Here is an 18,055-nt window from a genome sequence, read left to right on the forward strand (position 1 = left end):
ATTACGGTGGAGCCGTGCCCAGCCCCCAGCCCGCCCGCAGGTCGTTCTGGGCGGTGGCCCTCCAGCCCCGCATGATCGGGATCCTGCTCCTCTTCCTGCTCGCCGCCGCCGTGTGCGGACGGCTCGGGGTGTGGCAGCTCGACCGCGCCTACCAGCGGGCGGAGCTCGCCGCCCAGCAGGAGGCGGCGGAGCAGGCGGCGCAGGGTCCCGAGGCGCTGGGCGACCTGCTGCCCCCGCAGTCGTCGTTCCCCGGGGAGCTCGTGGGCACCGAGGCGTGGGTGACCGGCACGTACGAGCCCGAGGGGCAGATGCTCGTCGCGGGCCGCTCCCTCGGCGGGCGCACCGGCTACCTCGTGCTGACGCCGCTGCGGGTCACCGACGACGGCACGGGCGGCGCGTCGTGGGCGTCGCTGTCCGGGCCGCCCGTCGTCCCCGTGGTCCGCGGCTGGGTGGATTCGGCCACCCCCGATGCGACCGCGCTCGACGTGCCCGCCGGCGAGGTGCGCGTCACCGGGTGGCTGCAGGCCTCGGAGTCGATGCAGGAGGGCGGCGCGCCCCTGCCCGACAACCCGGACGGGCCGCCGCTGACCGACTCCATCTCCACCGGGGCGCTGGTCAACTCCTGGGGCGGGCCCATCTACTCCGGCTACGTGGTGCTCACGACCGCCGACCCGGCGCAGGCCACCACCGCCGAGGGCGGTCCCGCCCTGCTGCCGCGGCCCGTGCTCGAGGGAAGCGACGGCGTCAACCTGCAGAACCTGTTCTACGCGCTGCAGTGGTGGGTCTTCGGGCTGTTCGCCGTGCTGCTGTGGGTGCGCCTGGTGCGCGACGAGGCCGCCGGCACGCGCCGCGGCCGCACGCACCGGGACGGGACCGACGACCCGGTGGGCACCGGCATCGCCGGACTGCCGGGCTGACTGACCCCCCCTCCGCGGACCCTGTCGGCGCCGGCTGCGAGGCTGTCCTCATGGCGGGCATCGACCTCAAGCGCGAGCTGCGCGACCAGTACGGTGCGACGACGTCGCCCGCTCTCGTGACGGTGCCGCCCCGCCCGTTCCTCATGGTCGACGGCGAGGGCGACCCGAACACCGCGCCCGCCTACCGCGAGGCGGTCGAGACGCTCTACCCGCTCGCGTACGCGTTGCGGGCGGCGATCAAGCGGGCCACCGGCGACGCCTACACGGTGATGCCGCTCGAGGGGCTGTGGTGGGCGGCGGACATGAGCCGGTTCAGCGTGGACGCCCGGGACGAGTGGCGCTGGACGATGATGATCAGCCTGCCGGACGCCGTCGAGCAGGTGGACGCCCCGGACGTGCTGGCGCGCGCGGTCGCGCAGAAGCGGCCACCGGCCGGCGGGCTCGTGCGGCTGGAGCGCTTCGGGGACGGCGACGCCGCACAGGTGCTGCACGTCGGCCCGTTCGCCACGGAGGGCCCGACCGTCGCCGCGCTGCACGCGTTCATCCGCGAGCAGGGTCGAGGGCTGGCGGGCACGCACCACGAGATCTACCTCTCCGACGCTCGCCGGGCCGACCCTTCGACGTGGCGCACGATCGTCCGCCAGCCCGTCGCCGCGACGTAGTCCGCATCCCCGTGAGGTAGTTCGACGGCCGTCGAGGTAGTCCAGAAGTCGGCGAGGTAGTCCAGAAGTCGGCGAGGTAGTCGAGATTTCGGCGAGGTAGTTCGACCTGCGACGAGATGGTGGACTACCTCGCGGGAGATCGAACTACCTCGCCGATCTCCGAACTACCTCGTCGTCGTGCGAACTACCTCGCGGGGGATCGGACTACCTCGCGGTCACTCGTGCTGCCAGCTGTGCCAGAGGCGGGCGTAGTCGCCGCCGGCGGCGACGAGCTCGTCGTGCGGGCCGATCTCGGTGATGCGCCCGCCGTCGACGACGGCCACGCGGTCGGCGTCGTGCGCGGTGTGCAGGCGGTGCGCGATGGCGACCACGGTGCGGCCGGTGAGCACGGCGTTGAGCGACCGCTCGAGGTGGCGCGCGGCCCGCGGGTCGAGCAGCGAGGTCGCCTCGTCGAGGACGAGCGTGTGCGGGTCGAGCAGCACCAGCCGGGCGAGCGCGATCTGCTGCGCCTGGGCGGGCGTGAGCGTGTGCCCGCCCGAGCCGACAGCCGTCTCGAGGCCGTCGGGCAGCGTGGCGGCCCACCCGGCGGCGTCGACCGCGCCCAGCGCGCCCCACAGCGCCTCGTCGGTGGCCGACGTGTCAGCCAGCCGCAGGTTCTCCGCCAGCGACCCGACGAACACGTGGTGCTCCTGGGTGACCAGCGCGACGTGGTGACGCAGGTCCTCCAGCGGCAGCTCGACGAGCGGTACGTCGCCCACGGTGACCGACCCGCCGGTGGGCGGGTGGATGCCGGCGAGCATGCGGCCCAGGGTCGACTTGCCCGCGCCGGACGGCCCGACGACGGCCAGCCGTTCGCCCGGGGCGAGGTCGAGGTCGATGCCGTGCAGCACGTCGTGACCCTCGCGGTACGCGTACCGCACGGACCGGGCCCGCACGTCCTCCGACGTCGGCACCGCCGTGCCCGCGGTGCGGTCCGGGCCGACGAGGCCCACGCCGACGACGCGCGCCAGCGCGACGGCCGCGACCTGCAGCTCGTCCAGCCAGAACACGAGGTCGAAGACCGGGCCGCCCATCTGGTGCCCGTACATCGCGATCGTCGCGACCGTGCCCACCGTGGTGACGTCCTGCGAGACGAGCCAGCCGCCCCACAGGATGACGACGATCGGCGCGATGGCGACCGCGGCGTCGAGCGCCGGGATGAGCCGCAGCCGCAGGCCGAGGGTGTACGACTCGGCGTCGAACGCTTCGCGCAGGTCGCGGTCGATCCGCCGGCGGACACGCCCCCCGAGGTGCAGGGCGTCCGTGGTCCGGGCGCCCTCCACGGCCTCGGTGATGGAGCCGTTGATCGTGGCGTACGCGGCGGACTCGCGCAGGTAGCCCGGCGTGGCCCGCTTGAGGTACCAGCGGGTGGCCACGGCGATCAGCGGGGCGCCGGTGAGCAGGCCGAGCGCCACCAGCGGGCTCGCCAGGAACGACGCGACCAGGGTCAGCACGATCGTCACGACGCACACGAGCACGCGCGGCACGCCGAAGCGGACGGCGTGCTGCAGCTTGTTGACGTCGTTCGTGGTGCGCGCGACGAGGTCGCCGGTGCCGGCCTTCTCCACGGTCGACAGCGGCAGCCGCGTGACGGCGTCCATGAACTCCTCGCGCAGGTCCGCGAAGACCCGCTCGCCGAACACCATGGACAGCCGCTGCGCGTACCGCGTGACGACGGCCTGCGCGACGACGGCGCCGACGAGGACCATCGCGAGCGTGTCCACGGCGGCGAGGGTGGTGCCCGCGGCGACCTCGTCGATGATGCGGCCCAGCACGAACGGCCCGGTCAGGCCGGCCAGCGCGGCAAGGGTGTGCAGCACGGCGACGCCGCCGAGCTGGCCGCGGTGGCGCCGGAACAGGCGTCCCACCGTGCGGTTGACCTCGACGCGGTCGGCGATCGGGAGCAGGTGGGGGTTCACGGTGCCGGACGACGGGGTCGCGGCGGCGGGGGCGCTCATCGCGCGGCTCCTTCCAGGTCGGTGTCGTCGACGGCCTCGTCCGCCTCGTCCTCGGCCATGCTGCGGCCGACGACGGCGCGGTACGCGGCGCCGTGGGCGTCGCGGCGGGCGAGCAGCTCGGCGTGCGTGCCGCTCGCGGTGACGGTGGCGTCGCCGTCGAGCAGCACCACCTCGTCCACGTGGTCGAGGACGAGCGGGCTGGCCGTGACGACCAGCGTGGTGCGGCCGCGGCGGACCTCGCTCACGCGCTCCGCGATCCGCGCCTCCGTGTGGGCGTCCACCGCGCTGGTGGGCTCCACGAGCACGAGGATCTCCGGCTCCGTGAGCAGGGCGCGAGCCAGCGCGACGCGCTGCCGCTGGCCGCCCGACAGCGAGCGGCCCTTCTCGGGCAGCTCGCCGGCGAGGCCGCCGGGCACGCTGTCGAGCACGTCGTGCGCGTCGGCCGTGACCATCGCGGCCAGCAGGTCGGCCTCGGTGGCGCGGCCGCGGGCGTCGAGCGCCTCGCCGAGCACGCCGGAGAACAGGTGCGGGGTCGCCTCGGAGACCACGACGCGGTGGCGCAGGGCCGCCTTGTCGAGGTCGGCGAGCAGCACGCCCCCGAGCCGGACCGGGGTGCCGGCCTCGGCCTCGTCGTCGAGCCGGCCCAGCCGGGTCGCGACCCGCGCCGAGGCGTCGGGGTCCGCACTGACCAGGCCGACCACGCGCCCGGGCCGCAGCACGAGGCCGCTGGCCTCGTCCGCGAGCTCGGCGCCGGCGGGCGGGGCGTCGGCCGGCGCGCCCGCGGACGGCGTGGCCTCCGTGACCCGCAGCACGTCGAGGATCTTGCGCGACGAGATCACCGCGCGGATGACCATCTGCAGCATCTGCGTGGCCATCTGCACCGGCCAGGCGAGGAACGCGGCGTAGCCGTAGAACGTCACGAGCTGGCCGCTGGTGATCTCGCCCCGCACGGCCGCGCGGGCGCCCAGCCACAGCACGAGCGCGGCGAGCAGCCCGGGCAGCAGCACCTGCAGCCCGTCGAGCACCGACTGCAGCACGGCGACGCGCACGCCCTGGTGGCGCACCTCCTGCGACTGGCGCGCGTAGCGGGCGGCGAACTCGTCCTCGCCGCCGATGCCGCGCAGGATGCGCAGGCCGGAGACGGTGTCCGCGCCGAGCGACGTGAGCCGGCCGGTGGACTCGCGCTGCGTCGTCTGCCGGGACTGCAGCGGTTTGACCAGGAGGCCGAGCACGAGCGCGACGGCCGGGATGCCGAGCGCCAGGACCAGGCCGAGCTGCACGTGCTGGGTCAGCATGATCACCACGACGACGACGTACGCGAGCACGCCGCCGGTGAAGCGGCCGGCCATGGAGAACATGTCGCCCACGCGCAGCGCGTCGTTCGCGACGGCGGAGACGACCTCGCCGGTGGGCAGCTTGCGGGTGATCGCGTGCCCCGCCCGCGAGGCCTTGTACCCGACGAGCTGCGAGAACGACAGGGACGCGCGCACCCAGTTCTCGACGTCCCAGATGTGGTTGAAGATGCCCGCGACGACGATCACGGCGGCGGCGGCGAGCATCGCCGCGCACCAGGCGAACAGCGGGCCGCCGAAGCCCTGCGACAGCCCCTCGTCGATGGCGCGGCCGATGAGCAGCGGCGCCGCGGCCGACGCGAGCATCGCCACCACGCCCGCCACCAGGGACTTCGCCAGCACGTCGCGCTGCCGCCACGCCTGCCAGGTCAGGATCCGGGCGGGTGACGTCAGGGGAGGGTTGCCCACGTCGGGCAGAGGGAGGGGACGCACGGTCGTCAAGCCTACGAACGCCCGCCGACACGAGGCCACGGAATAACAGCACCGTTTCGCGCCTACCATGCTGGGGTGAGCACGCCCCAGCAGACCCCCGCCGCCAGCCCGGCCCAGGCCGAGACCGCCATCCGCAAGGCCCGCGGCGCCCTGAAGCGCTACCGGTTCATGGCGATCCTCACCGGCTGCATGCTGCTGGTCCTGTGCGTCGAGCTGATCTTCAAGTACGTGGTCCCGGTCGAGGTCGTCGTCGACTACCTGGGCTGGGTGCCCTTCGCGCACGGCTGGATCTACGTGGTCTACCTCGTCACGGTGCTCGACCTGTGGTCCAAGATGCGCTGGGGCTTCGGCCGCCTGGCCACGATGGTCTTCGCGGGTGTCGTGCCCGTGATGTCGTTCGTCCTCGAGAAGCGCGTGCACGCCGACGCCGACGCCAAGCTCGGCGCGCTCGCGGAGCGGTACGCGGCGTGACGGCCCTCGCCCCCCTCGTCGCCCCCGGGCCCGAGCTCGACGCCGCGCGGCTCGCCCGGTACGCCCGGCACCTGCCGCTGCCGGGGGTCGGCCCCGAGGGGCAGCGCCGGCTGGCGGCCGCGCGCGTGCTGGTCGTGGGCGCGGGCGGGCTCGGCAGCCCGGCCCTGCAGTACCTCGCCGCCGCCGGCGTCGGCACGCTCGGCGTCGTGGACGACGACGTCGTGGACCTGTCCAACCTCCAGCGCCAGGTGGTGCACGGCACCGCCGACCTCGGTCGCCCCAAGGTCGAGTCCGCCCGGGACCGGCTCGCGGACCTCGCGCCCGAGGTGCGCGTCGAGACCCACGCCGTGCGGCTGACGCCCGAGAACGTCCTCCAGATCCTGCGCGGGTACGACCTGGTGCTCGACGGCGCGGACAACTTCCCGACGCGCTACCTCGTCTCCGACGCGGCCGAGGTGCTCGGGGTGCCCGTCGTGTGGGGTGCGATCCACCAGTTCGACGGCCAGGTCAGCGTCTTCTGGGGCGCGCCGCGGCTCGCCACGCCGTCCGACGACGGCGACCGGGAGCGCGGTGCCACGTACCGCGACGTGTTCCCCGTGCCCCCGCCGCCCGGCACCGTGCCCGACTGCGCCACCGGCGGCGTGCTCGGCGCCCTGTGCGGCACCGTCGGCTCGGTCATGGCCACCGAGGCGGTCAAGCTGATCACCGGGGCCGGCACGACGCTGCTCGGCCGCATCGCCGTGTACGACGCCCTCGAGCTCTCGTGGCGTCAGCTCGCCGTCCGCCCGGACCCCACGCGCGAGCCCGTCGCCGCCCTGCTGGCGGACGACGCCGCCTACGCCGCGTTCTGCGGCCTGCCCGCGCCGACGAGCGGCGCCGCCGACGCGGGCATGGGCCCGGCCAGCGTGACCGCGCGCGAGGCGGCCGCGCTGCTCGCGGGCGACGCACCCGTCGCGCTCGTCGACGTCCGCGAGGACTGGGAGGCGCAGGCGCTGCCCGTCGCCGGGTCGCGCCTCGTGCCCAGCGGCGCGTTCCTCGGGCCCGACGGCGCCGCCGCGGTCCGGGCCGAGCTGCCCGCCGACCGCCCCGTGCTGCTGGTCTGCGCGGCCGGCGCACGCTCGGCCCGCGTGGCCGACGTCGCGCGCGCCGCCGGCGTCGACGCCCGCTCCGTCGAGGGCGGCGCACCCGCCCTGCTCCTCGCCGCGAGGTAGTCCAGATCTCGCCGAGGTAGTGGTCCAGACCACTACCTCGCGGGGATCCGAACTACCTCGGCGGGATCCGAACTACCTCGCGGGGCCGGGCCCTCGTCAGGGTGCGAGGTCAGGGTGCGAGGTCAGAGGGCGAGGTCGAGGCGGCCGTCGGGGGAGGAGCTGGCCAGCGCGCCCTCGCGGCGGGGGATGCGTCCGGCCCCGGCGGCGAGGCGCCCGGACTGCACGGCGAGCCGCATCGCGTGCGCCATCCGCACCGGGTCGGCGGCGCGCGTCACGGCGGTCGCGAGCAGCACGCCGTCGCAGCCGAGCTCCATCGCGAGCGCGGCGTCCGACGCCGTCCCCACGCCCGCGTCGAGGATCACCGGCACCCGCGCGGCGGCCGCGATCGCCTCGATGTTGCGCGGGTTGAGCACGCCCAGCCCGGTGCCGATGGGCGCGCCGAGCGGCATGACGGCGGCGCACCCGACGTCCTCGAGGCGGCGGGCCAGGATCGGGTCGTCGTTGGTGTACGGCAGCACCACGAACCCGTCGCGCACCAGCCGGTCCGCCGCCTCGACGAGGCCGAGCGGGTCGGGCAGCAGGGTCACGTCGTCGGCGATCACCTCGAGCTTGACCCAGTCGGTGCCGCACGCCTCGCGCGCGAGCTGCGCGGTGAGCACGGCCTCCTCGACCGAGAAGCAGCCGGCCGTGTTGGGCAGGGCGCGGATGCCGAGCCGCTCCAGCAGGCCCCAGATGCCGCCGTCCTCGACGCCCGTCCCGCCGGGCCGCACCGCGACGCGGCGCATCGCCACCGTGGTGAGCCGGGTGCCGGACGCGACCAGCGCGTCCTCGAGCGTCATGAGGTTCGACGCGCCGCCCGTGCCCATGACGAGCCGTGAGCCGACCTCGGTGCCGGCGACGACGAGGGGGTCGTCGTGCGTGACGGTGGTGGTGCCGGTCATGCTTCCTCCTCAGCCGCCCTGGACGGCGGTGACGATCTCGACCCGGTCGCCGGGCGCGATCCGGGTGCCGGCCCACAGGCCGCGGGGGACGACGGCGTCGTTGACGGCGACGGCGATGCCCTGCACCGACCCGTCGGCCACGAACGCGGGGACGAGGGCGGCGACGACGCCCTCGACGCCGTCGCCGTGCGGCCCGTCGAGCGGGTAGGCCTCGCCGTTCACGAGGGCGGTGGGGGCGGTGGGGGCAGCGGTCATCGGGCGGCTCCTTCGGGGAGGCGGGCGGCGGGGGCGGGCGCGAAGCGCCGCGGGTCGGCAGCGGTCACCGCGGGGTCGGGGGCGGGCGCTCCGGTCAACGCGGCGACGACCGCGTCCGCGGTGAGCGGCGCGAGCAGCACGCCGTTGCGCCCGTGCCCGACGGCGGCCAGCAGCCCGGGGGCGGCGGTGGCGCCGACCAGCGGCAGGTTGTCGGGGGTGGCGGGCCGGGCCCGCGGGGTGACCTCGAGGAGGGCGGCCTCGTCGAGGCCGGGCACGAGGGCGCGCGCGTCGCGCAGGAGGGCGAACACGCCGCCGGCCTCGGCCCGTCGGTCGTCCGGGCGCTCCTCGCTGGTGGCGCCGACGACGACCTCGCGGTGCCCGGGCCCGCTGCCGGGGCCGGCCCCGGTGCCCGGGTCCCGCGGAACGACGTACACCGGGCGGCCCTGCACCGTGCCCCGCACCACGTGCGCGAGGGCGAGTGCCGGGCCGGCGTCCAGCCGCAGGGTGATCCCCTTGACGGGCCGCACCGGGACGCGCACCCCGGGCACGCCGGCGAGCAGCGCGGACGGGTCGCCCGTGCCCGTCGCGAGCACCACCGCGCCCGCGGGGTGCCGCGTCCCCGCGTCGTCGTGCACCGCGACGACCCGGCCCGTGACGTCGCGCTCCAGGCGCACGGCGGCGCGGGGGACCAGGGAGCCGCCGAGCGCGGCGCGCAGCGCGGCGTGCGCCCCGCGCGGGTCGACGGCGAGGTCGTCCTCCAGCAGCGCCGCCCCCGCGAGGCGCGGGCCCAGGTACGGCTCGCGGCGGCGCGCGTCGGCCACCGGGAGCTCGGCGGAGGCGAGGCCCCACCCGCGGTGCAGCGCGAGCACGCGGCGCAGCAGGGCGAGGTCGTCGGCGTCGTACGCGACGGCGAGGGAGCCGGCGCGCAGCAGCGGCACGTCGTGGCCCGCCGCCGCGGCGAGGTCGGCGGCGAAGGCCGGCCAGCGGGCGGCGGACGCGAGGTTGAGCCGGGTGAGCTCCCGCTCGCCGAAGTCGGCCTCCGCGACGGCCGCGAGCATCCCCGCGGCCGCGCGGGTGGCGCCGTCGCCGGGGGCCGGGTCGAGCACGGTCACCGACAGGCCGGCGCTCGCGGCGCGCCACGCGACGGCGAGGCCGACGATCCCGCCGCCGACCACGACGACGTCGGCGGGGCGGGTGTCGCGGACCGTACGGTCGGACGTGGGCATCTGCGCTCCCTTCGCTGGCATGACCCAGATCAGGTTCGACGGTCGGCGGCTCGCGCCCTCTCAGCCCCGAGCGGGGCTCCCGTGCCCGGCCACTGTAACGCGGGCGGTGGTTACGCTGGCCGGCGTGACCACGACCGACGCCGCCGTCGCCCCCGAGGCGGCGCGCGCCCGCCTCGCCGCCGCCCGCCTGTACCTGTGCACCGGCGCCCGCGAGGAGCGCGGCGACCTGGAGGACTTCCTGCACGCGGCGCTCACGGGCGGGGTGGACGTCGTCCAGCTGCGCGACAAGACCCTGGACGTCGCGCGCGAGCTCGAGCTGCAGGAGGTCGTGGCCCGCGTGGCCGCCGAGCACGGCGCGCTGTGGGCCGTGAACGACCGGGCGGACGTCGCCGGGCTGACGGGGGCGCCCGCCGTGCACATGGGGCAGCGGGACCTGCCCGTGCCCGCCGTGCGCTCGCTGCTCGGCCCCGGCCCGGTGCTGGGCCGCTCGACGCACTCCGCCGCGCAGGCCGCCGACGCCGAGGCCGACCCCGACGTCGACTACTTCTGCGTGGGCCCGCTGTGGGCCACCCCCACCAAGCCGGGGCGGTCGGCCGTCGGGCTCGACCTGCTCCGCGAGGTCGCCGCGACCCGCCCCGCCACCCCGTGGTTCGCCATCGGCGGCGTCGACGCCGAGCGGCTGGGCGCGGTGCTCGACGCCGGTGCCTCGCGCGTCGTCGTCGTGCGGGCGATCACGCAGGCGCCGGACCCGGAGCGCGCCGCGCGCGAGCTGCGGGAGCGGCTCGGCTGACCGCGCCGAGCCGGACGGGGTGTTCTCCCCATCCCGGGCGGTACCGCCCGGGGGTGTCGTGTGCCACAGTGGGCCGGCCCTGCTCCGGACGCCCGGGGCGCCCACGCCCCGAGCCCAGGAGACGCCCATGTCCGCACGCCCCCGCACCGCCGCGCTGCTGCTGGCCGGAGCGCTCCTCGTCCTGTCCGGCTGCACGGGAGGCGACGCCGACGCCCCGGGCGGGGCGGCGACCGGGTCGTCCGATGGGGTGCAGGACGCCGCAGGCCCGGGGACGGCGACGGTGGCCGACCAGGTGATGGCCGAGCAGACGATCGCCACCCCGCACGGCGGCGGGGACGCCTGGGGCGGCGAGGTCACGGTGACCCTGCGGTCGGTGGAGGTCGCCGGCGGGACGACGACGGTCCGCTGGGCGCTGCGCTGGGACGACGACGAGGCGCCCGCCGACGCCGGCGCGAGCTACTACGACCTGGGCGTCGAGCCCAGCACCACGGTCACCGATCGCGAGGGGCTCAAGGCGTACAAACCGTTCTGCACCGAGGGCGCGTGGCAGGAGGACACCGACGAGCCGGTGAAGGCGAGCCTCGCGCAGCAGCGGTGCCGGGCGTCGATGCTCGTGTCCCCGCTCGAGAACATCACCTTCACGTTCCCCAACCACGGCACGATCGAGGTCTCCGCCGTGCTGCCCGCCCCGGAGGGCGAGCCCGCGTCGGTCGACGTCCTCCCCGGGGAGGGGCTGCCGCTGTTCACCGGCGCGACGGTGACCTACGCCGACGGCGGCGCCGAGTGACCGCCCGCGCCGCGGCCGCCGTCGCGCTGGCGGCGGGCCTCGTGGTGGGGCTCGGCGGCACGGCGCCCGGGGTGACCGCCGACCCGGAGCGGGTGCGGGAGGCCCAGGAGGCCCTCGGCGAGGAACAGGCCAGGGTCGAGGGGGCGGACGTGACCGCCGCGATGGCGGCCGACGCGACGTTCGACCTCCGCGCCGCCGACGGGACGTTCCCGCTGCGCCCGGAGGACTCCACGGTCGTGCTCGAGCGGCAGCGCGAGGAGAAGGACGACACGGTGGTCACGCTCACCTCCGACCTGCTGTTCGAGTTCGGCGAGGCCGCGCTGACGCCCGCGGCGGAGGAGGCCGTCGCGGCGCTCGCGGCCGACGTGCCGCAGGACGCGACCGTGCACGTCGACGGGTACACCGACTCCGTCGGCTCGGACGCGTTCAACCGCCGGCTGTCGAGGCAGCGGGCGGCCGCGGTCGCGGACGTGCTCGGCGGGGAGCGACCGGACCTGACGCTGAAGGTCGAGGGTCACGGCGAGGCCGACCCGGTCGCCGAGAACGAGGTGTCCGGCGAGGACAACCCCGCCGGGCGGGCGCTGAACCGGCGCGTCGAGGTGACCTACCCGACGCGGTGACGGGGCAGAATGGCCGGTGGCGCGCGGCTAGGATGACCCGGTGACGTCTCCCGCCACCGACTCCCTCCGCCCTGTCCTGGTCGTCGACTTCGGCGCCCAGTACGCCCAGCTCATCGCGCGCCGCGTGCGCGAGGCGAGCGTCTACTCCGAGATCGTGCCGCACACGGCCACCGTGGAGCAGATGCTGGCCAAGGACCCGGCGGCGATCATCCTGTCGGGCGGGCCGTCGTCGGTGTACGCCGCGGGCGCGCCGTTCGTCGACCCGGCCCTGTTCGAGGCCGGGGTGCCGGTGCTCGGCATCTGCTACGGCTTCCAGGCGATGGCGCAGGCGCTGGGCGGCACGGTCGCCCAGACGGGCCAGCGCGAGTACGGCGGCACCGAGGTCGAGGTCGGCGAGGCCGGCGTGCTGCTCTCGGGCACCCCGGACCACCAGACCACCTGGATGAGCCACGGCGACTCCGTGCACGCCGCGCCCGAGGGCTTCGAGGTGCTCGCCACGTCGTCCGGCTCGCCCGTCGCCGCGTTCGAGGACACCGGCCGCCGCCTGTACGGCGTGCAGTGGCACCCCGAGGTCAAGCACTCCGCCCACGGCCAGGCCGTGCTCGAGCGCTTCCTGTACGAGGGCGCCGGGCTGAAGCCCGACTGGACGCCCGGCAACGTCATCGCCGACCAGGTCGCCGCGATCCGCGCGCAGGTCGGCGACGCCCGCGTCATCTGCGCGCTCTCCGGCGGCGTCGACTCGGCCGTGGCCGCGGCGCTCGTCCAGGAGGCCGTGGGCGACCAGCTCACCTGCGTGCACGTGGACCACGGCCTCATGCGCGAGGGCGAGGTCGAGCAGATCGAGGACGACTTCGTGGCCTCGACCGGCGTGCGCCTCATCGTCCGCGACGAGAAGGAGCGGTTCCTCTCCGCGCTCGCCGGGGTGAGCGACCCGGAGACGAAGCGCAAGATCATCGGCCGCGAGTTCATCCGCGTCTTCGAGGACACGCAGCGCGACATCGTGGCCGAGGCGGGCGCGCACGGCGAGGAGGTCCGGTTCCTCGTGCAGGGCACGCTGTACCCGGACGTCGTGGAGTCGGGGGGCGGCGAGGGCGCCGCCAACATCAAGAGCCACCACAACGTGGGCGGGCTCCCCGACGACCTGCAGTTCGAGCTGGTCGAGCCCCTGCGCACGCTGTTCAAGGACGAGGTCCGCGCGGTGGGCCGCGAGCTCGGCGTGCCGGAGGAGATCGTCGCGCGCCAGCCGTTCCCCGGGCCGGGCCTGGGCATCCGGATCGTCGGCGAGGTGACGGCCGAGCGCCTGGAGACGCTGCGCAAGGCGGACGCCATCGCGCGCGAGGAGCTCACAAAGGCGGGTCTGGACGGCGAGATCTGGCAGTGCCCGGTGGTGCTGCTGGCCGACGTGCGCAGCGTCGGCGTGCAGGGCGACGGCCGCACCTACGGCCACCCGATCGTGCTGCGTCCCGTGTCCTCCGAGGACGCCATGACGGCGGACTGGACGCGCCTGCCCTACGACGTGCTGTCCGTCATCTCGACCCGCATCACCAACGAGGTGAGCGAGGTCAACCGCGTGGTGCTCGACGTGACGAGCAAGCCGCCGGGCACCATCGAGTGGGAGTGACGTCCTGCGGCCCCGCCCCCGGAAGGGGAGCGGGGCCGCGGCCGTTCCGGGTCAGGAGATCGCGAACGAGCTCGCCCGGTTGTCGAGCGAGCCGAGCCGGCCGGTGCGGTCGATCCACCCCGTGCTCGCCCCGTTCTTCGACGAGCCGTCGAACAGCTTCACGTCGCAGTGGTTGTACGTCCGGACCGAGGTCACCTTGTTGGACATCGCGCCGAGGACCGAGCCGCCCTCGTTGTCGGACGTCGTCGCGGTGCACCCGACGCTGTACTTCGGGTTGAAGATCACGACCTGCCGCCCCGAGTAGTTCGCGCCGTCGTAGAGACGGGCCACGACGAGCCCCTTGCCGACCGCGTAGTCCTTGCAGCCGAAGGTGCCGTCGATGACGGCGCAGTACAGCGTGCTCGAGGCCGCCGTCGCTCGGACGTCCTGCACGGTGACCGGCCGGTCGCTCGTCACCTGCTGGACCTGGACGGGCGCGCCGCCGTCGTCGGGTGCTGCCGTGGCGGCGGGTGCGGTCAGGCCCAGCGCCGCGATCGCCGCGAGCCCTCCGACCACGGCGGCGAGCCGTGCGCGAGTGGTGCGGGTGCGTGTCGTGATGGTCATCGTCGCTCCTCACGTCTGCCGGCGATCCCCTTGTCGCCGGTCACGTGAGACGAGGCGCGCGGCTCCCCGGGTGATACGTCGAGGCATCGATCTGCGCGTGACCAGGGGCGCGGGAGACGCGCGGCGGCGGGCTCATCGGGCGAGCTCGGCGGCCCGTCCGTACGCGGCGTCGACGTCGGCGAGCACGCGCGGCCACGACGTCGCGAGCTCGGCCGAGCGGTTGTGCGCGATCATCGCGTCGAGCACTGCGGGGTCGTCGGCGAGGCGGACGAGGGCGTCCGCCATCGCGGCGTCGTCGTCCACGAGCAGGGCGTCGCGGCCGTCGACGAGCCGCTCGGCCACGCCCGACTGCGACCGGCTGACCACGGCGAGGCCCGCGGCCTGCGCCTCGAGGGCGGCGATGCCGAAGGCGTCCTGCACGGCGGGGGCGACGAACACGTCGGCCCGCACGTACAGGCGCTTGAGCTCCGTCGGGGTCAGCCGCCCGACCAGGCGGACCGTGTCGGCGAGGCCGTGCTCGCGCACCCAGCGGCGGGCCTCGACGAGCTGCGGTCCGTCGCCGCCGATCGTCGCGACGACCCGGCCCGGCGCCCGCTCGACCGCCGCCGCGATCGCCTCGAGCATGGGCAGCACGCGCTTGCGCGGGGCGAACCGGGTCGCGGACACCACGTGCACCTCGCGACCCTCCGCCCGCTCCCCGCGCTCCACGCGCGGCAGCCGCCACGCCTCGACGTCGATGCCGTTGCCCAGCACGGACACCCGCTCCGCGGCCGCGTCCGGGCCGAGCCGCCGCCCGACCACGCGGCGCAGCGGGGCCGCCGTCAGCTCGCTCACCGCGGACCACTGCACGGGCCATGCGGCCCAGCGGGTCACGCGGTCGAGCCCGGCGAACGCGCGCTCCCCGCCGCCCCACACCGAGTGCACCGTGAGGAGGGCGGGCAGGCCCTCGCGGGCGACCGGGCGGAGCGCGAGCTCGACGGTGGGGGCGAGGACGCCCATGTGCAGGTGCACGACGTCGGGCCGGAGGCCTGCGTCGGTGAGCTCCCGGAGCCGTGCGACGACGTGCCGCGTGGAGCGCGGGTGGACGGGGTAGCCGCCCGGCACGCGCGCGGCGATCCGGTGCACCACGACGCCGTCGTCGTCCGTCGCGGTCGTGATCCCGTGCGCGCCCGGCGCGGCGGGAGTCGTCGTGACGACCTCGACCTCGTGCCCCGCGTCCGCCTGCCGCCGCGCGAGCCGGGCCACCTGGGTCTCGATGCCACCGAGCAGCGGGAGGTAGGAGTCGGAGACGTGGACGATGCGCACCGGGTCATCCTGCCATCGCGACGACCTGCGGGTTCGCCGCGCCGGAGCAGGGACTCGGCGCTACGGTGCGAGGAGCGGTATCCGAACGCACGCGTCACGATCGACTCCCGAGGCACGGCCTCCCCAGCGAAGAGGTGCGACATGTCGAGCACGGTCACCGTCCATCCGGCCAAGGGCGTCCGCGGTATCGGCCTGGTCAGCGTCATCGCGGGGATCGTCATGATCCTTGCCGGGCTGGGGGTGTGGGTCGTGGTGTCCCAGACGCTCTCCGCCGAGGAGATCACCGTGTCCGACGACGCCTCGATGTTCGCCGGGCAGCACGTCGCGGGCCCGTTCACCGCCTACGCCCAGGCGGAGGTGATCGACATGCACGCCACCGAGATGGCCGACGGGAAGACCTACGCCCAGCTCGACCAGGACGACCCCGTCCGCGACAGCGTCATGGACGCGTCGTTCCTGCGCGCGTCGCTGTTCACCTCGGTCGTGGCGTTCGGCGTGTGCGCCCTGGTCATCGGCCTCGGCATCATGTTCATCCTGCTCGGGAGCGCCCTGCGCAAGCTGGCCGGCGGGCCGCAGGTCGTGGTCGACACGCCGGGGCTCAGCTCGGGCGGCGACCTGTCGCACGGGGAGCACCTCGCCGAGCCCGTCGAGCCGGCGCGCCCGGCCCCGACGACTCCCGCCCCGCCGCCCGAGCGGCCGAGCACCCGCACGCCTCCGGAGGCTCCGCCCGTGGCGGGCGGCCCGACGGGTGGCACCGCCACCCAGCGTCCGGCGACCCCGCCCGAGACCCCGCCCGCCGGCGGCACGAGCTCTCCGCCCGCCTGAGCGCCAAGTCACGACGACGCGGCGGTGACTCCCTGGGAGGGGGTCACCGCCGCGTCGTCGTGCGGGAGCGGGTCAGCGAGCGCTCGGGGTGCGGCGCCGGCGGCGGATCGCGCTGACCACCGAGCCGACGACGAGCAGCGCGCCCGCCGCGGCCAGCAGCACGATGGCGGCCAGCTCGACGTCGATCTGCGCGCCCGCGCCGTTGGCCACGAGCCCGACGCCGAACGCGGCGACGAGGAAGCCCCACACGATCGTGCTGGCTCGCGGGCCGGTGCTCCTGTCCTGGCGCACGTCCTCCGGCAACGGCGCGGCCGGGGGCACGTCAGCCACCGGGGCAGGAGCCGACAGGTCGGGGGCGGGCAGGTCGGGCGCGGGCAGGTCTTGTGCCGGCAGGTCGTACGCGGGCAGGTCCTGCGCCGGGGCGTCGGGCTGGTCGAAGACGGACAGCGGGTCGTCGGGCCGGGCCACGGGGAACGCCCGGGTGTCGTCCGGGGTGGGCAGGGCCTGGGTCTCCTCCGGAGCCGGGAGCGCCTGGGTCTCGTCCGCCGCGGGCAGGGCCTGTGTGGCGTCGACGTCCGGGGTTTCGGCCCGGGCGTCGGGCTCGCCCGGGACGGGCGTGGTGGGCTTGTCGTCGCTCATCGGGACTCCTCGATGGTCAGGTCGCCGGCGCGGACGTCGACGTCGAGCAGCAGGCGGGCGCCGTCCGAGTCGCGCACCTCGTCGGTGCTGAACCGCGCCGGGCCGTTGGTGTAGGTGTTGACGGAGCGGTCGCTGCCGTCGGCGCGCCAGGTGACGTTCCCGGCGATGACCTCGACGTCGGCCTGGACGGCCTCGTCGGCGGGGATCCGCACCTGCGTGCTGCCCGCGGTCATGGAGATCGGCACGACGACGGGGTCGCCGGGCGTCACGCCGGACAGGTCCAGCTCCGTGAGGTCGACGACGGCGCTGCCGAAGCGCACGCGCACTCCGTCCTCCGCCTCCGGGACCGACGTCGGGGTGAGGGTGCCGTCGCTGACGACGGCTGCGGCGCTCATGTCCTGCGGGTCGTCGTCCCAGAAGTCCCAGGCGTCGCGCCCGCCGGCGAACGGCCAGGTGATGACCCCGGCGATCAGCGCGAGGACGGCGAGGGCCGTCAGCCCGCCGCCGCGACGGCCGCGCAGGCCGGTCACGACGAGCCCGAGCCCGAGGACGACGATCGACGCGCCGAGCCAGGTGGGGCCGAGCGGGACGCCGAGGTCGCCCACGCGGTCGGCGACGAGGAGGAACGCGCCGCCGAGCAGCACCAGACCGACGACGATGCCCACGGTGACCGCACCCGGCCCGCGGCGCACGGGCCGCGGGGACGCTGGGCGCCCTGGTGGCGCGACGCGCGCACCGGGGCCGCCGGGGAGCAGGGAGCGGCGCGGGGGCGGCGGCCCAGGAGGCCGACGTCGCGTCGGGCGCGGCGGGCGTGGCCAGGTACGGGGCCGGGGGCGCGGGGGTGAAGGAGTCCGTCGGCGTGGGGCCGTGCGTCGCGCCCGGGGCGGGCGTGGCGGGGGTGGCGGGGGTGGCGGGGTACGGCGTCGCCGGGTACGGCGGCGCGGGCGGCACGGTCGGGCCGCCGGACCGCGGCTTGCGGTCGCGGATCAGCTTGACGATCAGCCAGACGATCCCGACCCAGACGGCCACCCACAGGACGGCGCGGACCCACTCGACCCCGAAGCCCCACCAGCCGAGTCCGTCGTCCAACGCGAAGCCGACGATCAGCGCGACGACGGCGCCGAGCAGGGCGACGTCGAAGTCCCCGCGGAACGCCTGCTGCAGGTGGATGCGGCCGTCCCGCTCGGGGAGCAGCGCCCACGCGATCGCGTAGACGACGATGCCGGCGCCCGTGAGGAAGAAGCTGAGGATGAGCAGACCCCGGACGAGCAGCGGGTCGAGGCCGAACCGCTCGGCGATCCCGCCCGCGACGCCGCCGACCCACCGGTTGTCGGACCGCGCGACGCCCATGCGGCGGATGGAGTCGAAGAAGCCGTCGCCGGTGCGGCGGGGCGGGACGGG

18 protein-coding genes, 1 pseudogene and 1 riboswitch are annotated in these 18,055 nt (G+C 75.9%); of the genes and pseudogenes, 9 read left to right on the forward strand and 10 right to left on the reverse strand.

The features are described 5' to 3' along the window. Positions 1–14 precede the first annotated feature (14 nt). Positions 15–917, forward strand: coding sequence for an SURF1 family protein (locus ACQFYA_RS06005; RefSeq protein ID WP_499122208.1), 903 nt, complete (start codon positions 15–17; stop codon positions 915–917). 50 nt (positions 918–967) lie between these two features. Continuing rightward, positions 968–1,579: a GyrI-like domain-containing protein gene (locus tag ACQFYA_RS06010; RefSeq protein WP_499122209.1), complete on the forward strand. Its 612-nt coding sequence runs from the start codon at positions 968–970 to the stop codon at positions 1,577–1,579. A 215-nt stretch (positions 1,580–1,794) separates the two neighbouring features. On the opposite strand, the gene ACQFYA_RS06015 is transcribed toward ACQFYA_RS06010, so the two are convergent. Both ACQFYA_RS06015 and ACQFYA_RS06020 read right to left on the reverse strand, forming a co-directional pair. After that, complete coding sequence (locus ACQFYA_RS06015; RefSeq protein WP_499122211.1) at positions 1,795–3,576, reverse strand: ABC transporter ATP-binding protein; 1,782 nt, start codon at positions 3,574–3,576, stop codon at positions 1,795–1,797. Continuing rightward, complete coding sequence (locus ACQFYA_RS06020; RefSeq protein WP_499122212.1) at positions 3,573–5,360, reverse strand: ABC transporter ATP-binding protein; 1,788 nt, start codon at positions 5,358–5,360, stop codon at positions 3,573–3,575. The genes ACQFYA_RS06015 and ACQFYA_RS06020 overlap by 4 nt, the downstream gene beginning before the upstream one ends. A 75-nt stretch (positions 5,361–5,435) precedes the next feature. Between ACQFYA_RS06020 and ACQFYA_RS06025 the strand changes: the two genes are divergently transcribed. Both ACQFYA_RS06025 and ACQFYA_RS06030 read left to right on the forward strand, forming a co-directional pair. Beyond that, positions 5,436–5,831 carry a DUF3817 domain-containing protein gene (locus ACQFYA_RS06025; RefSeq protein WP_499122213.1) on the forward strand — a complete coding sequence of 132 codons (396 nt, stop codon included), beginning with the start codon at positions 5,436–5,438 and terminating at the stop codon, positions 5,829–5,831. After that, on the forward strand, positions 5,828–7,042 hold the full coding sequence (locus ACQFYA_RS06030) for a ThiF family adenylyltransferase (RefSeq protein ID WP_499122214.1): 1,215 nt from the start codon (positions 5,828–5,830) through the stop codon (positions 7,040–7,042). Before ACQFYA_RS06025 ends, ACQFYA_RS06030 begins: the two co-directional genes overlap by 4 nt. A gap of 122 nt (positions 7,043–7,164) precedes the next feature. On the opposite strand, the gene ACQFYA_RS06035 is transcribed toward ACQFYA_RS06030, so the two are convergent. The 3 genes from ACQFYA_RS06035 to thiO all read right to left on the reverse strand — a co-directional run bounded on the left by ACQFYA_RS06035 (position 7,165) and on the right by thiO (position 9,464). Beyond that, positions 7,165–7,983: a thiazole synthase gene (locus tag ACQFYA_RS06035; RefSeq protein ID WP_499122215.1), complete on the reverse strand. Its 819-nt coding sequence runs from the start codon at positions 7,981–7,983 to the stop codon at positions 7,165–7,167. Between the two features lie 9 nt (positions 7,984–7,992). After that, a complete protein-coding gene (gene thiS / locus ACQFYA_RS06040) occupies positions 7,993–8,238 on the reverse strand; it encodes a sulfur carrier protein ThiS (RefSeq protein ID WP_499122216.1) in 246 nt (81 codons plus the stop codon). Then, complete coding sequence (gene thiO, locus ACQFYA_RS06045; RefSeq protein ID WP_499122217.1) at positions 8,235–9,464, reverse strand: glycine oxidase ThiO; 1,230 nt, start codon at positions 9,462–9,464, stop codon at positions 8,235–8,237. The genes thiS and thiO overlap by 4 nt, the downstream gene beginning before the upstream one ends. Beyond that, positions 9,454–9,557, reverse strand: a riboswitch (TPP riboswitch). (Overlaps the previous gene by 11 nt.) A gap of 22 nt (positions 9,558–9,579) precedes the next feature. On the opposite strand from thiO, the gene thiE reads away from it, so the two are divergent. The 4 genes from thiE to guaA all read left to right on the forward strand — a co-directional run bounded on the left by thiE (position 9,580) and on the right by guaA (position 13,282). Continuing rightward, on the forward strand, positions 9,580–10,254 hold the full coding sequence (gene thiE / locus ACQFYA_RS06050; RefSeq protein WP_499127451.1) for a thiamine phosphate synthase: 675 nt from the start codon (positions 9,580–9,582) through the stop codon (positions 10,252–10,254). A 127-nt stretch (positions 10,255–10,381) separates the two neighbouring features. Continuing rightward, complete coding sequence (locus ACQFYA_RS06055; protein WP_499122218.1) at positions 10,382–11,041, forward strand: hypothetical protein; 660 nt, start codon at positions 10,382–10,384, stop codon at positions 11,039–11,041. Then, positions 11,038–11,661 (forward strand): OmpA family protein, encoded by a 624-nt coding sequence (locus ACQFYA_RS06060; protein ID WP_499122219.1) that lies wholly within the window; start codon positions 11,038–11,040, stop codon positions 11,659–11,661. Before ACQFYA_RS06055 ends, ACQFYA_RS06060 begins: the two co-directional genes overlap by 4 nt. Before the next feature lie 40 nt (positions 11,662–11,701). Next, on the forward strand, positions 11,702–13,282 hold the full coding sequence (gene guaA, locus ACQFYA_RS06065; RefSeq protein WP_499122220.1) for a glutamine-hydrolyzing GMP synthase: 1,581 nt from the start codon (positions 11,702–11,704) through the stop codon (positions 13,280–13,282). 51 nt (positions 13,283–13,333) lie between these two features. Here the strand turns inward: guaA and ACQFYA_RS06070 are convergent, their stop codons facing one another. Both ACQFYA_RS06070 and ACQFYA_RS06075 read right to left on the reverse strand, forming a co-directional pair. After that, positions 13,334–13,885 carry a hypothetical protein gene (locus ACQFYA_RS06070; protein ID WP_499122221.1) on the reverse strand — a complete coding sequence of 184 codons (552 nt, stop codon included), beginning with the start codon at positions 13,883–13,885 and terminating at the stop codon, positions 13,334–13,336. A 132-nt stretch (positions 13,886–14,017) separates the two neighbouring features. Then, on the reverse strand, positions 14,018–15,190 hold the full coding sequence (locus ACQFYA_RS06075) for a glycosyltransferase family 4 protein (RefSeq protein WP_499122222.1): 1,173 nt from the start codon (positions 15,188–15,190) through the stop codon (positions 14,018–14,020). Between the two features lie 141 nt (positions 15,191–15,331). Here ACQFYA_RS06075 and ACQFYA_RS06080 point away from each other — a divergent pair, with 141 nt between their 5' ends. Continuing rightward, positions 15,332–16,015 carry a hypothetical protein gene (locus ACQFYA_RS06080; protein WP_499122223.1) on the forward strand — a complete coding sequence of 228 codons (684 nt, stop codon included), beginning with the start codon at positions 15,332–15,334 and terminating at the stop codon, positions 16,013–16,015. Between the two features lie 72 nt (positions 16,016–16,087). On the opposite strand, the gene ACQFYA_RS06085 is transcribed toward ACQFYA_RS06080, so the two are convergent. From ACQFYA_RS06085 to ACQFYA_RS06095, 3 genes and pseudogenes are all read right to left on the reverse strand, one after another. Beyond that, a complete protein-coding gene (locus ACQFYA_RS06085) occupies positions 16,088–16,654 on the reverse strand; it encodes a hypothetical protein (protein ID WP_499127640.1) in 567 nt (188 codons plus the stop codon). Further along, the gene (locus ACQFYA_RS06090) at positions 16,651–17,319 is read right to left on the reverse strand and encodes a hypothetical protein (RefSeq protein WP_499122224.1); all 669 of its coding nucleotides are present in this window, start codon (positions 17,317–17,319) and stop codon (positions 16,651–16,653) included. Before ACQFYA_RS06090 ends, ACQFYA_RS06085 begins: the two co-directional genes overlap by 4 nt. A gap of 577 nt (positions 17,320–17,896) precedes the next feature. Next, positions 17,897–18,004, reverse strand: a pseudogene (locus tag ACQFYA_RS06095) (PspC domain-containing protein); the annotation flags it as partial. Positions 18,005–18,055: the final 51 nt, after the last annotated feature.

Origin of the sequence: Promicromonospora sp. Marseille-Q5078 (assembly GCF_050315395.1) — a bacterium.
Lineage (GTDB): Bacteria > Actinomycetota > Actinomycetes > Actinomycetales > Cellulomonadaceae > Isoptericola.

Bases quoted from the DNA above. Each gene is read 5' to 3' on its own strand.
- ACQFYA_RS06080 (WP_499122223.1), top strand. From the start codon at position 15,332: ATGTCGAGCACGGTCACCGTCCATCCGGCCAAGGGCGTCCGCGGTATC.
- ACQFYA_RS06055 (WP_499122218.1), top strand. From the start codon at position 10,382: ATGTCCGCACGCCCCCGCACCGCCGCGCTGCTGCTGGCCGGAGCGCTC.
- ACQFYA_RS06015 (WP_499122211.1), bottom strand. From the start codon at position 3,576: ATGAGCGCCCCCGCCGCCGCGACCCCGTCGTCCGGCACCGTGAACCCC.
- thiO (WP_499122217.1), bottom strand. From the start codon at position 9,464: ATGCCCACGTCCGACCGTACGGTCCGCGACACCCGCCCCGCCGACGTC.
- ACQFYA_RS06035 (WP_499122215.1), bottom strand. From the start codon at position 7,983: ATGACCGGCACCACCACCGTCACGCACGACGACCCCCTCGTCGTCGCC.
- ACQFYA_RS06010 (WP_499122209.1), top strand. From the start codon at position 968: ATGGCGGGCATCGACCTCAAGCGCGAGCTGCGCGACCAGTACGGTGCG.
- ACQFYA_RS06070 (WP_499122221.1), bottom strand. From the start codon at position 13,885: ATGACCATCACGACACGCACCCGCACCACTCGCGCACGGCTCGCCGCC.
- thiS (WP_499122216.1), bottom strand. From the start codon at position 8,238: ATGACCGCTGCCCCCACCGCCCCCACCGCCCTCGTGAACGGCGAGGCC.
- ACQFYA_RS06085 (WP_499127640.1), bottom strand. From the start codon at position 16,654: ATGAGCGACGACAAGCCCACCACGCCCGTCCCGGGCGAGCCCGACGCC.